Source organism: Falsiroseomonas frigidaquae, assembly GCF_012163145.1.
In the GTDB taxonomy this organism is placed as follows: Bacteria; Pseudomonadota; Alphaproteobacteria; order Acetobacterales; family Acetobacteraceae; genus Falsiroseomonas; species Falsiroseomonas frigidaquae.
On sequence record NZ_JAAVTX010000001.1, the window covers coordinates 30,973 to 44,356 of the forward strand.

A 13,384-nucleotide genomic window follows, 5' to 3' on the forward strand; every position below is an offset into this window, starting at 1 on the left:
AGCCGATGCAATGGCGCGACACGCTCGAACGCTACGGCCAGGTGACGCGGCTGCTGCATTGGGGCATGGCGGCGATCCTGCTGTGGCAGATCACCGGCATGGCGCTGCGCCTGGTCCTCGGGCGCACGCCGCTGATGGCGTTCTGGGTCGGCACGCACCAGTCGGTCGGCACCGTGCTGCTGCTGCTGATCCTGCTGCGCCTGCTCTGGGCCTGGATCAACCGTGGCCGTCGGCCGGCGCAGCCAAGATCCTGGGCAGGTCGCGCGGCGCGGCTCGGCCATGGCGCTTTGTACGGCCTGATGCTCCTCATCCCGTCCCTGGCCCTGCTGCGGGCATTCGGCAACGGCCGAGGCTACGCCTTCTTCGGCCATCAGGTCGTGCCGCGCGGCGGCCCGCGCATCGACTGGATGTCGGCACCGGCGGACCTGCTGCATGGCCGGCTCGCCTGGCTGCTGCTGGCGCTGATCCTCGGCCACGTGCTGATGGTCGTGCTGCATCACTTCATCTGGCGCGACGGCACGTTGCGGCGGATGGCGGGCCGGATGAGGGGCCGGATGGCGGATTGCCAGGACCAGATTAGCGGTTGATAATCATTCGCAACACAGACCACCGACCGCATAGGAAGGCTTCCCCCATGGCCAGAGATCCCTCGCGCCCCCCCGCCGGGCACCCCGCCCCGTCGCGGCGCCACCTGCTGGCGCTGATGGGCACCGGCCTCGCAGCCTCCGTGCTGCGCCCGCGCCTCGCCCTGGCGGCGCCCGCGGTGGAAAAGACCGTGCAGCCGGGCGCCGGCCTGTACGAGATCGTGGTCAGCTCCACCACCGGCCTCGTCCATGTCGCCAGCGTCGGCAAGCGTGGCGAGAACGCCGCGAAGATCCTGGGTCTCGACCCGCGGACGCTGGAGACGAAATCCAGCATCGAGCTGGGCGCCGAGGCCGCCTTTGGCATGGGCGTGAATGATCGCCGCGGCCTGCTGCTCGGCACCGCGACGCGCAGCGGTGCCCTGCTGGTGATCGATGCCCGCAGCGGCACCGTCCGCGCCCGCATCGCGGAGGGCGAGCGCGCCCATGTCCGCCAGGTGATCGCCGATGAGGCGAATGACCGGGCCTTCGTCACGGTGTTCGGCGGACGTGGCCGGCCCAGCGCGATCTGGGTCGCCGATACCGCCACCAACGCCATGGCCACCGTCATCACCGAAGGCCTCGATGGCGGCATCATCGGTGCGGCATACGACCCGGCCGGCGACCGGCTGTTCGCCACGGCGCTGCAGTCGAACGAGATCGTCGAGGTCAGCCTGGCACGCAAGGCGGGCATCCGGCGCTTTGCATCGGGCGGCGAGGGTCCGATCAACATCGTCCATGACGCCACCAGCGGCCGGCTGTTCTGCGCCAACCAGAAGACCGGCACGCTGACGGTGCTGAACGCCGCGTCGGGCGAGCTGGTGAAGGCGATCGAGACCGGTGCGGGCGCGCTGGGCGTGACGCTGTCGGCGGATGGCGCGCTGGCCTATGTGGCCAACCGCCAGGCCGGCACGGTGAGCGTGGTCGATACGCGCGGCCTCGTGGTGGTCGCCAACCTCGCCACCGGCACCCATCCGAACACCGTCGCCGTCGATCGCCGCACCGGCCTGGCCTATGTCAGCAACAAGGCCCGTTCCGCGCCGCGTGGACAGCCGCCGGTCGAGGATCCGAACGGCGATACCGTGAGCCTCATCCGCATCTGACAATGCCGTAGCGCGGCGGCGGGCCGGACCAGGCTCGTCGCCGCGGCTCCTCTGACGGGGCATGCCGGCCGCGTCTTTACGCCGCCCTTACGCGCGCGGCCCGTCATTCGAATGGCCCCTTTGCGCATCACGGGCCGATGCTCCGCTCGCCCGGGCCCCTTCCGCCCGGGAGGGAGCCACCATGCTTGATGTTCTTCTCATCGCCCTCGGCCTCGGCGCCTTCGCGCTGATGGCCCTCTATGCCCGCGCCAGCGCCTGGGTCTGACGCCGCCATGCTGGACCTCATCCTAGGCGGCGCCGTCGCGCTCGGCCTGCTCGGCTATCTCCTGTGGGCGCTGCTGCGTCCGGAGGATCTGCGATGACCCTGATCGGCTGGGCGCAGATCGCCCTGCTTCTCACCCTCGTGCTCGCCACCGCCGTGCCGCTCGGCCGCTATATCGCGGCGGTGGCGGAGGGGCGCGTGCGAATCCTGCACCCCATCGAGGCGGTGCTGTACCGCGCCGCCGGCGTGGACCCGGCGCAGGGCATGGGCTGGCAGCGTTATGTCCTGGCCATGCTGGCGCTGAACGCGGCGGGCTTCCTGCTGCTGTACGTGCTGCTGCGCGCGCAGGCATGGCTGCCGCTGAATCCGCAGGGCCTGCCGGGGCTTTCGCCATGGCTCGCCTTCAACACCGCCATCAGCTTCGTCACCAACACCAATTGGCAGGCCTATAGCGGCGAGACGGCGATGTCGCATTTCAGCCAGATGGCGGGCCTCGCGGTGCAGAACTTCCTTTCCGCCGCCACCGGCATCGCCCTGGCCCTGGCGCTGACGCGCGCGCTGGCGGCCGGGGGCGTGCAGGCGCTGGGGAATTTCTGGGCGGACCTGGTGCGGATCACGCTGTACCTGCTGCTGCCGCTGACCCTGCTGCTGGCGCTGCTGCTGGTGGCGCAGGGCGTGCCGCAGACGCTGACCGGTGCCGCCGCCATTGAGGGCGGCGGCGCCATCCCCCTCGGACCCGCCGCCTTCCAGGTCGCCATCAAGCAGCTCGGCACCAATGGCGGCGGCTTCTTCGGCGTGAACTCGGCGCATCCGCTGGAAAATCCCACGGCCATCGCCAACCTGGCGCAGCTCTGGGCCATTCTCGTCATTCCCTTCGCGCTCACGCTGACCTTCGGGCGCATGGTTGGCGACCGGCGCCAGGGCTGGGCGCTGTTCGCGGTGATGATGGTCTTCGTCATCGCCGGCACCGCACTGACCTACGCGGCGGAAGCCGCCGGCAATCCGCCGCACATCGCCGCCGGTCTGAACCCCGCCGATGGCAACATGGAGGGCAAGGAGGTGCGGCACGGCATCGCCATGTCGGCGCTGTGGGCCGTGGCCACCACCGGCGCGTCCAATGGCAGCGTGAACGCCATGCATGACAGCTTCACGCCGCTGGGCGGCCTGGTGCCGATGTTCCTGATCCAGCTTGGCGAGGTGCTGCCCGGCGGCGTCGGCTCCGGCCTGTACGGCATGCTGATCTTCGTGCTGCTGGCGGTGTTCGTCGCCGGGCTGATGGTGGGGCGAACGCCCGAGTATCTCGGCAAGAAGATCCAGGCGCGGGAGGTGAAGCTGGCGATGCTGGCGGTGCTGGTGGTGCCGGCCTGCGTGCTCGGCTTCAGCGCGCTGGCCGCCCTGCTGCCGGTGGCGCTGGCCAGCGTGCAGGATGCCGGGCCGCACGGGCTTTCGGAGATCCTCTACGCCTATTCCTCGGCGGCGGGGAACAACGGCTCCGCCTTCGCCGGCTTCGGCGCCGATACGCCCTTCATGAACACCACGCTCGGCATCGCCATGCTGCTCGGCCGCTACGCCATCATCGTGCCGGTGCTGGCGATCGCCGGCAGCCTGGCGGCCAAGCCACGCGCCCCGGCGTCTTCCGGCAGCTTCCCGACGCATGGGCCGCTGTTCGTCGGGCTGCTCTGCGGCGTCATCCTGATCCTGGGCGGGCTGCAATTCCTGCCCGCGCTCTTCCTCGGCCCCATCGCGGAGCAGTTCGCGCTGCTGGCCGGCCAGACCTTCTGAGGCAAATGGACATGCTCACAAACGCCCAGGCGCCGGGCCGGCCGCTGCTGGCCCGCGCCTTCGGGGACGCCGTGCGGAAGCTCAATCCCGCGCAGCTCATCCGCAACCCGGTGATCTTCGTGACGGAGGTGGTCTCCATCCTCGTCACGCTGCTCGCGATCCTCGCCGCCTTTCGCGGCGATCGCTGGGGCTTCCAGGCCGGCATCGCCGCCTGGCTCTGGCTGACCGTGCTGTTCGCCACCTTCGCCGAGGCGATCGCCGAGGGCCGCGGCCGGGCGCGCGCCGAAAGCCTGCGCCGCGCCCGCGGCGAGGCGCGCGCGAAGCTGCTGCTCCGCGCCGATGATCGCAGCCTGTGGCAGCCGCGCGATGCCGCCGAGCTGCGCGAGGGCGAGATCATCCTGGTCGAGGCCGGGGACCTGATCCCCGCCGATGGCGAGGTCATCCAGGGCATCGCCAGCGTGAACGAGGCCGCCGTCACCGGCGAAAGCGCGCCCGTCATCCGCGAATCCGGCGGCGACCGCAGCGCCGTCACCGGCGGCACCACGCTGGTCTCGGACTGGCTGGTGGTGCGCGTCACCGCGGCGCCCGGCAACAGCTTCATGGACCGCATGATCGCGCTGGTCGAAGGGGCCTCGCGCCAGAAGACACCGAACGAGATCGCGCTGGATATCCTGCTGGCCGGCATGACCATCGTGTTCCTCATCGCGGTGGCGAGCATCGTCGGCATGGCCAGCTTCCACGCGACGCCGCCATCCGTGCCGGTGCTGGCCGCGCTGCTGGTCACGCTGATCCCGACCACCATCGGCGGGCTGCTGTCGGCCATCGGCATTGCCGGCATGGACCGGCTGGTGCGCTTCAACATCGTCGCCACCTCGGGCCGCGCGGTGGAGGCGGCGGGCGATGTGGATGTGCTGCTGCTGGACAAGACCGGCACCATCACGCTCGGCAACCGCCAGGCCGCCAGCTTCCTGCCCGCACCCGGCGTGACGGAACGCGACCTGGCGGAGGCCGCGGTGCTCGCCTCATTGGCCGACGAGACGCCGGAGGGTCGCTCGATCCTGGTGCTGGCGCGGGATCGCCACGGCATCGTGGCGGAGCCGGTGCCGCCGGACGCCGCCATCATCCCCTTCACCGCGCAGACCCGCCTCTCCGGGCTGGACCTGCCCGGCCGCGGGCGCTTCCGCAAGGCGGCGGCCGATCGCATGGCGGCGGAAACCCCGGCCGCGCTGGCCGAGGCGGTGGCGCGCATCGCCCGCGCCGGTGCCACGCCGCTGGTGGTGGCGCGGGACGGCCAGGTGCTCGGCGCCATCGCGCTGAAGGACATCATCAAGCCCGGCATCCGCGAACGCTTCGACGCGCTGCGCCGCATGGGCATCCGCACCGTCATGGTCACCGGCGACAACCGCCTGACCGCCGCCGCCATCGCCGCCGAGGCGGGCGTCGATGATTTCCTGGCGGAAGCCACGCCGGAGGACAAGCTCGGCTACATCCGCGGCGCCCAGGCGGAGGGACGGCTGGTGGCGATGGCCGGTGACGGCACCAACGACGCGCCCGCCCTCGCCCAGGCCGATGTCGGGCTGGCGATGCAGACCGGCACCCAGGCGGCACGCGAGGCCGGCAACATGGTGGATCTCGACAGCGACCCGACCAAGCTGATCGAGGTGGTGGAGATCGGCAAGCAGCTGCTGATCACCCGCGGCGCGCTGACCACTTTTTCCATCGCCAATGACGTGGCCAAGTATTTTGCGATCCTGCCCGCAATCTTCGTCGCGCAGTATCCGGGGCTGGCGGCGCTGAACGTGATGGGGCTCGCCAGCCCCGAATCCGCCATCCTGTCCGCCGTCATCTTCAACGCGCTGATCATCGTGGCGCTGGTGCCGCTGGCGCTGCGCGGCGTCGGCCGGGCGGGGCTGGGCGCGGGCGCGCTGCTGCGGCGGAACCTGCTGGTCTATGGGCTGGGAGGGCTGGTGGTGCCCTTCCTCGGCATCAAGGCCATCGACCTTTGTCTCACCCTGCTGGGGATCGTCTGAACCATGTGGACCTTGCTGCGCCCCGCCCTGGTGATGCTGGGCGGCTTCACCCTGCTGCTCGGCCTGATCGTGCCGCTCGGCTTCACCGGAATCGCACAGGTGCTGTTCCCCCAGGCGGCGAATGGCAGCCTGGTCGTCCAGGATGGGCAGGTGGTCGGCTCCGACCTCATCGCCCGCCGCCTGGAAGGCGCGGCGTGGTTCCAGCCGCGGCCCTCCGGCAGCGATGCCGGCGCGGCGCCGAGCAATCTCGGCCCGACCAGCGCCGCGCTGCTGGACGCGGTGCGCGCGCGGGCAGACGGCGGGCGCGCCGTGCCGGCCGATGCCGCGACGGCCTCGGGTTCGGGCCTCGACCCGCATGTCAGCCCGGCAAACGCCGCGCTGCAGGCGGCGCGCGTGGCCGCGGCACGCGGCTTGCCGCTGGCGCAGCTGCAGGCGCTGGTGGAACGCCACACGGAAGGCCGCGCGCTGGGCCTGCTGGGCGAACCGCGCGTCAATGTGCTGCGGCTGAACCTCGCCTTGGGGGCCCCCTGACCCCAGACTGGAAGGCGATGCCCACGCCCCGCGACCCGGACCGCCCCAACCCCGATGCGCTGCTGGCCCTGGCGGCGCGGGAGGGGCGCGGGCGGCTCAAGGTGTTCCTCGGCGCTGCCCCGGGTGTCGGCAAGACGCATGAGATGCTGGCCGAGGCGCGCCGCCGCCGCGCCGGCGGCGCCGATGTCCTGGCCGGCATCATCGAGGCGCATGGCCGCGCCGAGACCATCGCGCAGATCGGCGACCTGCCCCTGCTGCCGCGCGCCCGCCTGATGCATCGCGGCCAGGTGCTCGAGGAATTCGATATCGACGGCGCCCTGGCCCGCCGCCCCGGCATCCTGCTGCTGGACGAGCTCGCCCACAGCAACGCCCCCGGCAGTCGCCACCCGAAGCGCTGGCAGGATGTGGAGGAGCTGCGCGACGCCGGCATCGAGGTCTGGACCACGATGAACGTCCAGCACCTGGAAAGCCTGTCCGACACGGTGGCGCGGATCGCCGGCATCCGCGTGGCGGAGACGGTGCCCGACGCCGTGCTGGCCGGCGCGGACGCGGTGGAGCTGATCGACATCCCGCCCGCCGAGCTGCTGGAGCGGATGCGCCAGGGCAAGATCTACCAGCCCGACCAGGCGGCCCGCGCGATGCGCGGCTTCTTCCGCGAGGGCAACCTGGCCGCGTTGCGGGAGATGGCGCTGCGCCGCACCGCCGAACGGGTGGATGCCGACGTCACCGGCTACATGCGCGCCAACGCCATCGCCGGCCCCTGGCCCGCCGGCGACCGGGTGCTGGCCCTGCTCGGCGCCGATGCCTCGGCCGAAACGGTGGTACGCCAGGGCCGCCGCATCGCCGATGCGCTGCGTGCGCCGCTGGTGGTGCTGCATGTCGAGCGGCCCGGCGCGGTGGATGCGGCGGACCCCGCCCCCGCGCTGCGCCTGGCGGAGGAGCTGGGCGCGGAGGTCGAGACGGTGGTGGCGAACGACCTGCCGGGCGCCATCCTGGCCCAGGCGCGGTCGCGCAATGCCTCGCACATCGTCATCGGGCGCGGCCAGCCCGGCTTCTGGCGGCGCCGGCTGGGGCGGACCCTCTCGGCCACGTTGGCGCGCCGCGCCACCGATTTCACCCTGCACATCGTGCCCGGGCCGGTGGCCCAGGGACGCGCCAGGCCCGCGGCCCCGGCCGCATCGCCGGCCACGCTGCCGCCCTGGCTGGGCTGGCTCGCCGTGCCGGCCGCCATCGCCCTGGTGGTGGCGCTCGGCCATGGCGCGGCGGGGCTGCTGCCCGAGCGCACGCTGGGCATGGTGTTCCTCGCCATGGTGGTGGCGCTGGCCGCCCTCCTCGGGCCGTGGCACGCCGCCGCGGGGGCCGCGCTGGGCTTCCTCGCCTGGAACTTCTTCTTCCTGGAACCGCGCTACACGCTGGAACTGCAGGATGGCGCGGACCTGATCGGCCTCGGGGCCTTCGCCGCCGTGGCGCTGCTGCTGGCCGGCACCACGGGAAGGCTGGGCCGATCCGTGCGGGCGGCGCGGGCGCGGATGCTGGCGCTGCGCCGGCTGGTGGAATTCAGCCGCCGCCTGGGCGGACCGGGCGGCCTGCCGGAGCTGCTGCCCGCGGTGGCGGAGGAAGCCGCGCGGGTCGCCGGCGTGCCCGCCGTGGTGGTGATGCCGCTGGAGCCGCTGCTGGCCCATGCGGCGGAGCCGCAGCTGCCGAATGCGGCGGAGCCGCTGCAGAGCCACGCGGCGGAGCCGCTGCTGGCCCATCCGGCGGAGCCGCTGCTGGCCGGCTCGGCGCCGGAGCCGGTGCTGGCCGGCTCGGCGCCGGAGCCGGTGCTGCGGGCCGCCATGCCCGTCACCATGGACCTCGACGAGACGGCGATGGCCGCGGCGCGCTGGGCGCTGGCACAGGGTCGCCGCGCCGGCCGCGCGACGGACACGTTGCCGGGTTCGGCCTGGCAGTTCCGCCCGATGCGGACCGCGCGTGGCGTTGTCGGCCTGGTCGGCGTGAAGCTGGATGACCGGGCCGAGGCCCTGACGGGGGAGACCGACAAGGCGCTGACCGCGCTGCTGGACCAGGCAGCCGTCGCGATCGAGCGGGCGCAGTTGATGGAGCGCGAGGCCCGTGGCGCCGCCCGGGCCGAGACCGAGCAGTTGCGCACGGCGCTGCTGACCTCGCTCGGCCACGACCTCCGCACCCCGCTGACCTCCATCCGCGGCGCGCTCGGCACGCTGCGCGAATCCGGCGAGGCTCTGCCGGCGGAGACCCGTGCCGACCTGCTGCTGGCCGCGGAGGAGGAGACGGCGCGGCTGTCACGCTACCTGGCGAACATCCTGGACATGGTGCGGATCGAGCATGGCGAGATCGCACCGCGCCGGGAGCCGGTGAACATCCCCGACGCGCTGGACGTCGCCGCCGGCCGCGCCCGGCGCATGACGCGGCGCGAGATCACGGTCACGGTGCCGGAGCGGCTGGCCGAACCGCAGCTGGATCCCGGGCTGCTGGACCAGATCCTGGGCAATCTGCTGGACAACGCCCTGAAATTCTCCGAGGGCGCGGTGCGCCTTGCCGCCTGGCGGGACGGGCATGAGATCGCCATCGGGGTGGAGGATGACGGGGTGGGCATCGCGGCCGAGGATCTGCACCGGGTGTTCGACCCGTTCTTCCGGGTGACCCGCACCGATCGCGTGGCCGCCGGCACCGGACTGGGTCTCGCCATCTGCCGCGGCCTGGCGCAGGCGATGGGTGGGCGGATCGCCGCCGAGAGCCCGATTGGTCCCGCCGGCCGTGGCACCCGCATCACGCTGCGCTTCCCGGCATGACCGCGCCGCGGGTCCTGGTGGTGGATGACGAACCGCAGATCCACCGTTTCCTGAAGCCGGCGCTGGAGGCCGCCGGCCTGGCGGTGCTGCGCGCCGAGACCGGCGCCGAGGCGCTGCGCCTGGTGGCGACGCAGGCGCCGGCGCTGGTCCTGCTCGACCTCGGATTGCCGGACATGGATGGCCAGGCGGCGCTGGTCCGGCTGCGCGCCTTCAGCGCCGTGCCGGTCATCATCGTCTCGGCGCGGGACCGGGAGGCGGAGAAGGTGCAGGCGCTGGATGCCGGCGCCGATGATTATGTGGAGAAGCCCTTCGCCCTGGCGGAGCTGCTGGCCCGCATCCGCGCCGCGCTGCGGCGGGTGGCGGGGCCGGAGGCGAAGCTGGACCCGGTGCTGCGCTCCGGCCCGCTGGAGATCGATTTCCCGCGCCGCACCGCCCGGCTGGATGGGCAGGCGCCGATGCACCTGACGCCACGGGAATGGGACCTGCTGGCGGCGCTGGCGCGGGCGGGGGATGGGCGGGTGGTGACGCAGCGCCACCTGCTCGCCACCGTCTGGGGTGCCGCGCATGTCGAGGATACGCAGTACCTGCGGGTCTACATCGCGCAGCTGCGCCAGAAGCTGGGCGACGCCGCCTGGCTGATCCGCACCGAGCCCGGCGTGGGGTACCGGTTCGGCGCGGAACGGTAGCGGCCGGCGGGTTGATCAGCTGGAGGGGGCGGAAACCGCAGGCGGCAGCGTGGCGACGAAGCGGAACCGCCCGCCATCCGGCCATTCCGGCACCAGCGCGCCACCGCGCAGCAGCGTCGCCAGGATCCGCATGCCCAGGCCGCGGCCTCGCACCTGGTCATAGCCCTCCGGCGGTCCCTCCCCGCCATCCTCGACCACCAGCGTCCCGGTCCCGTCGAGTGCCGCGATGTCCAGGCGGATCAGCACGCCGCCCCGGCCATATTTGAACGCGTTGGTCACCAGCTCCGTCACCACCAGGCCGAGCGTGGTCACACGATCCCCGTCCCAGACGGCCATCTCGCCCAGGGCGGTCAGCTCCAGCTCCAGCGGCCGGCCGCCCTCGCCGACGCCGAGCGAATTGCGCAGATCCTCCACCAGCCCGCGGAGATAGGTGCCGACCGAGACCTGGCCGATGGCCGGGCCCGAGAACAGGCGTTCATGCACCGCGCCGATGGTCATGATGCGCCGCGCTGCCTGTTCCAGCTGCAGCCGCGCCTCCGGGTCCTCGACCTCACGCAGTTGCAGGCGCAGAAGGGTCTGGGCGATCTGCAGGCTGTTCTTGACCCGGTGATGCGCCTCCCGCGTCAGCAGGTCGCGGTCGCGGCGGTCACGGTCCCGGTCGATCGCCAGGCCGACGACATTGGCCAACGCCTGGAGGAAATCCACGTCGCTTTCGGAAAAATCCTCGGAGGGGTCGCGGCTGTCTACCTCCAGCACGCCGAAGGGCGGCGCGCCGGCCTCGCCGCGGATCAGCACGTTCACGGCGCGGCGGACGCCGTGCTCCACCATCAGCCGGGGCGTGCGGAAGCGCCCTTCCCCGCCCAGGTGGTTGGAGATCACCGGCGCACCGGTCCGCAGCGCGAAGCCGGCGGGGGATTCGAGATCCGTGCCGAAGCGCACCACGCCGATCACATCGGAGCGCCAACCGACGCCGGCGACGATCTTCAGCGCGCCCTCCGCCGGGATGTGCTGCAGCACCTTGGCCAGGCTGGTCCCCAGCCCCTCGGCGGCGATCCGCGAGGCCTCCTGCAACAGCTCCTTCAGCCCCTGGCCGCGCAGCGCCTCCCGCCCGAAGGCCGAGATCAGCTGCTGCTGGCGCAGGCGGGTGTAGAGTTCACCGCCGCCTTCGGTCCGTATGCCGGCCGACATCATCTGCAACCCATGATGATTTCGAATCGATCCCGTAGCACAACCCGATGTTGCGCTGCGTGCTGTTCCTTCCCATGCCGGCGTGCCGTGGGGCAAGCCGCGGCGGCGCAACGGTTCCCGCGACTTTGTAACAGACGCTACCAGAACAGCCGGGATGGCGTCTCAACCAGGATGCGCGCGCGATCCTCGGCGCGGGGGGTCCAGTCCTGGAACAGGTCGAGCAGCGCCCCATCATCCGGCATGATCGCGGCCGGGATCGAGGTGTGCGGCCAGTCGGTCCCCCACAGCAGCCGTTCCGGATTGGCGGCCAGCAGCGCGTCATGGAAGGGCCGCGCATCCGGGTAGTCGGGGAAGCGGTCGGACAGTCGATAGGCGCCGGAGAGCTTCACATGCGCCAGCCCCTCCCCCACCAGCCGCAGCAGCGCCTGGAAGCCGGGATCGGCAATGCCCTGCGCCGCCGGCACCGCCAGCATGTGGTCGATCACCACCGGCATCTCCTCCGCGATGGCGGCGAGATCGGCGGCAATGGCCGGCAGGCGGCGATGGTCGCAGAACACCTGCACCACCCAGCCGAGGTCGCGCATCACGCCGCGGAAATGCGGCAGCGCCTCCAGCCCCACGCCGCGGACATAGCCGGGCGGCGCCATGTGTTCATGGAAGCGCAGTCCGCGCATGCCGAGGCGGTGCCAGTCGCGCAGCGTCTCCGGGGCGATCCGCGTATCGGTGATGGCGATGGCCCGCAGCCGGTCGGGCGCGCGTTCCAGCGCATCCAGCAGCACGGCATTGTCGAAGCCATGCGCGTTGCCCTGCACCAGCAGGCCGCGCGCCAGGCCGAGGCGATCCAGCAACGCCAGATACGCCTCCACCGGCGCGTCGGGCGGCGTGTAGCCGCGGCCCTCGGCATAGGGGAAGCGCGCCTCCGGCCCGAACAGATGCGCATGCGCATCCACCGCCCCAGGCGGCGGCGCGATGCGCGGCCGGCGCGGCAGCGCCACCGGCCCGGCGATGCGCGGCGGTTTGGCCATGCGGGGCGTCAGTCCTCCGGCGCCAGCAGCGCCGGGGTGATGCGCCATGCGGTGGCCTCCGCCGCCGGCGGCTCCATCCACAAAGGCAGGGCGTTGGGCGTGCGGACATTCGCCTCCAGCCCCGCCGCCTGGCGCAGCGCACGGAACAGCGCGCCATGCGCCACCACCAGCACCGGCCCGGGCAGCGCGATGGCGCGGTTCACAGCGCGCACCGCCCGTTCGCGCAGCACGGCGAAGCTTTCCGCGCCATCCGGCGTATAGTCGCCGGCGATCCAGTCATCGTACCAATCGCCCATCGGCAGCCCTTCCTGGCTGCCGAAATTCACCTCCGCCAGGTCCTCGTCCAGGCTCACCGGCAGGCCAAGCGTGGCCGCCGCGACCTCCGCCGTATGCCGGGCCCGCAGCAGGGGGGAAGCTACGATGCTGGCGATTGGAACCGGCGCCAGGGTGCGGGCGGCGCGTTCCGCCTGCGCCCGGCCGACATGGTTCAGCGGGATGTCCGTGCGGCCCTGGGACAGGCCCTGGGCGTTCCAGTCCGTCTCGCCATGGCGCAGGAACCAGAAGGGGGTGGGGTGCAGCGTCATGGCGCGGGGGTATCCGCCGGCCTTAAGCCGGCAGACCTTCCTGCTGCAGGGCGCGCTGCACGGCCGGGCGGGCCAGCATGGCGTCCAGGTGCTTCGCCAGGTGCGAGGGCAACGTCATGCCCGAGCGCCGCGTCGCCCAGTATTCAACGAAGAACAGCGCCGCATCCGCCACGGAATAGCCCGAGGCCAGCACATAGGTGCCGCCGGTCCAGTTCTTCTCCAGCGTTTCGAAGTACTTGGCGGCCAGCGCCTTGCCCTGTTCCACAACCTTGGGCTGGTCCTCCTCCCGCGGGGTGAAGTTGGCGGCGCGGAACTGGCGGGTGAAGCCCTGCGGGTGGATGGTGCCGCAGACATAGTCCAGCATTTCCAGGCAGCGGGTCTCGGCCTCGAAATCCGTCGGCATCAGGCCGGCCTCGGGGTTCGACTTGCCGAGCCACCAGGCAATGACCGGGAATTCCGTCAGCACCCGGCCATCGCCCCGGTCGAGCGCCGGCACCTTCGACTTCGGGTTCACCGCCAAGAATTCCGGCTTGTGCTGCGCGCCATCCTTCAGCGCCACCGGCGACAGCTCATACGGCTTGCCGATCTCCTCGAGGATCACGTGGATGCCGAGCGAGCAGGCGCCTGGGGAGTAGTACAGCTTCATGGACGCGGTCTCCGGATGACGGGGGAGACTACGCACAGCCCGGGGAAGGCGTCACCCCCTTGGCCTCACCTCGCCCACGTGGAAACCTGAACGGGCCCAACAGCTCGGAGGAGAAAG

The 13,384-nt window shown here is 72.1% G+C and carries 12 protein-coding genes; 8 read left to right on the forward strand and 4 right to left on the reverse strand.

Translation table 11 applies throughout. The features are described from left to right. Positions 1-5: 5 nt before the first annotated feature. The 8 genes from HB662_RS00135 (at position 6) to HB662_RS00170 (ending at position 9,824) form a co-directional block, all read left to right on the forward strand. Complete coding sequence (locus HB662_RS00135) at positions 6-587, forward strand: cytochrome b (RefSeq protein ID WP_168047505.1); 582 nt, start codon at positions 6-8, stop codon at positions 585-587. A 47-nt stretch (positions 588-634) separates the two neighbouring features. After that, the gene (locus tag HB662_RS00140) at positions 635-1,723 is read left to right on the forward strand and encodes a YncE family protein (protein ID WP_168045969.1); all 1,089 of its coding nucleotides are present in this window, start codon (positions 635-637) and stop codon (positions 1,721-1,723) included. Positions 1,724-1,995: 272 nt separating this feature from the next. Then, positions 1,996-2,085 carry a K(+)-transporting ATPase subunit F gene (gene kdpF / locus HB662_RS00145; protein WP_168045971.1) on the forward strand — a complete coding sequence of 30 codons (90 nt, stop codon included), beginning with the start codon at positions 1,996-1,998 and terminating at the stop codon, positions 2,083-2,085. Next, positions 2,082-3,767 carry a potassium-transporting ATPase subunit KdpA gene (kdpA, locus tag HB662_RS00150; RefSeq protein ID WP_168045973.1) on the forward strand — a complete coding sequence of 562 codons (1,686 nt, stop codon included), beginning with the start codon at positions 2,082-2,084 and terminating at the stop codon, positions 3,765-3,767. The genes kdpF and kdpA overlap by 4 nt, the downstream gene beginning before the upstream one ends. Before the next feature lie 11 nt (positions 3,768-3,778). After that, on the forward strand, positions 3,779-5,797 hold the full coding sequence (gene kdpB / locus HB662_RS00155; protein WP_245185353.1) for a potassium-transporting ATPase subunit KdpB: 2,019 nt from the start codon (positions 3,779-3,781) through the stop codon (positions 5,795-5,797). Between the two features lie 3 nt (positions 5,798-5,800). Further along, a complete protein-coding gene (kdpC, locus tag HB662_RS00160) occupies positions 5,801-6,328 on the forward strand; it encodes a potassium-transporting ATPase subunit KdpC (protein WP_168045977.1) in 528 nt (175 codons plus the stop codon). Positions 6,329-6,345: 17 nt separating this feature from the next. Continuing rightward, positions 6,346-9,138 carry a sensor histidine kinase gene (locus HB662_RS00165; RefSeq protein ID WP_168045979.1) on the forward strand — a complete coding sequence of 931 codons (2,793 nt, stop codon included), beginning with the start codon at positions 6,346-6,348 and terminating at the stop codon, positions 9,136-9,138. After that, complete coding sequence (locus tag HB662_RS00170) at positions 9,135-9,824, forward strand: response regulator (RefSeq protein WP_168045981.1); 690 nt, start codon at positions 9,135-9,137, stop codon at positions 9,822-9,824. The genes HB662_RS00165 and HB662_RS00170 overlap by 4 nt, the downstream gene beginning before the upstream one ends. Positions 9,825-9,839: 15 nt before the next feature. On the opposite strand, the gene HB662_RS00175 is transcribed toward HB662_RS00170, so the two are convergent. The 4 genes from HB662_RS00175 to HB662_RS00190 form a co-directional block, all read right to left on the reverse strand. Continuing rightward, positions 9,840-11,015, reverse strand: coding sequence for a sensor histidine kinase (locus HB662_RS00175; RefSeq protein ID WP_168045983.1), 1,176 nt, complete (start codon positions 11,013-11,015; stop codon positions 9,840-9,842). Between the two features lie 134 nt (positions 11,016-11,149). Beyond that, positions 11,150-12,037: an amidohydrolase family protein gene (locus HB662_RS00180; RefSeq protein WP_168045985.1), complete on the reverse strand. Its 888-nt coding sequence runs from the start codon at positions 12,035-12,037 to the stop codon at positions 11,150-11,152. A gap of 8 nt (positions 12,038-12,045) precedes the next feature. Continuing rightward, positions 12,046-12,621 carry a histidine phosphatase family protein gene (locus HB662_RS00185; protein ID WP_168045987.1) on the reverse strand — a complete coding sequence of 192 codons (576 nt, stop codon included), beginning with the start codon at positions 12,619-12,621 and terminating at the stop codon, positions 12,046-12,048. Between the two features lie 22 nt (positions 12,622-12,643). Next, positions 12,644-13,267, reverse strand: coding sequence for a glutathione S-transferase family protein (locus HB662_RS00190; RefSeq protein ID WP_168045989.1), 624 nt, complete (start codon positions 13,265-13,267; stop codon positions 12,644-12,646). Positions 13,268-13,384: the final 117 nt, after the last annotated feature.

What these genes read in the sequence shown, in the direction of transcription:
- HB662_RS00135 (WP_168047505.1), top strand. Translation starts at nt 6, where the DNA reads ATGCAATGGCGCGACACGCTCGAACGCTACGGCCAGGTGACGCGGCTG.
- HB662_RS00140 (WP_168045969.1), top strand. Translation starts at nt 635, where the DNA reads ATGGCCAGAGATCCCTCGCGCCCCCCCGCCGGGCACCCCGCCCCGTCG.
- kdpF (WP_168045971.1), top strand. Translation starts at nt 1,996, where the DNA reads ATGCTGGACCTCATCCTAGGCGGCGCCGTCGCGCTCGGCCTGCTCGGC.
- kdpA (WP_168045973.1), top strand. Translation starts at nt 2,082, where the DNA reads ATGACCCTGATCGGCTGGGCGCAGATCGCCCTGCTTCTCACCCTCGTG.
- kdpB (WP_245185353.1), top strand. Translation starts at nt 3,779, where the DNA reads ATGCTCACAAACGCCCAGGCGCCGGGCCGGCCGCTGCTGGCCCGCGCC.
- kdpC (WP_168045977.1), top strand. Translation starts at nt 5,801, where the DNA reads ATGTGGACCTTGCTGCGCCCCGCCCTGGTGATGCTGGGCGGCTTCACC.
- HB662_RS00165 (WP_168045979.1), top strand. Translation starts at nt 6,346, where the DNA reads ATGCCCACGCCCCGCGACCCGGACCGCCCCAACCCCGATGCGCTGCTG.
- HB662_RS00170 (WP_168045981.1), top strand. Translation starts at nt 9,135, where the DNA reads ATGACCGCGCCGCGGGTCCTGGTGGTGGATGACGAACCGCAGATCCAC.
- HB662_RS00175 (WP_168045983.1), bottom strand. Translation starts at nt 11,015, where the DNA reads ATGATGTCGGCCGGCATACGGACCGAAGGCGGCGGTGAACTCTACACC.
- HB662_RS00180 (WP_168045985.1), bottom strand. Translation starts at nt 12,037, where the DNA reads ATGGCCAAACCGCCGCGCATCGCCGGGCCGGTGGCGCTGCCGCGCCGG.
- HB662_RS00185 (WP_168045987.1), bottom strand. Translation starts at nt 12,621, where the DNA reads ATGACGCTGCACCCCACCCCCTTCTGGTTCCTGCGCCATGGCGAGACG.
- HB662_RS00190 (WP_168045989.1), bottom strand. Translation starts at nt 13,267, where the DNA reads ATGAAGCTGTACTACTCCCCAGGCGCCTGCTCGCTCGGCATCCACGTG.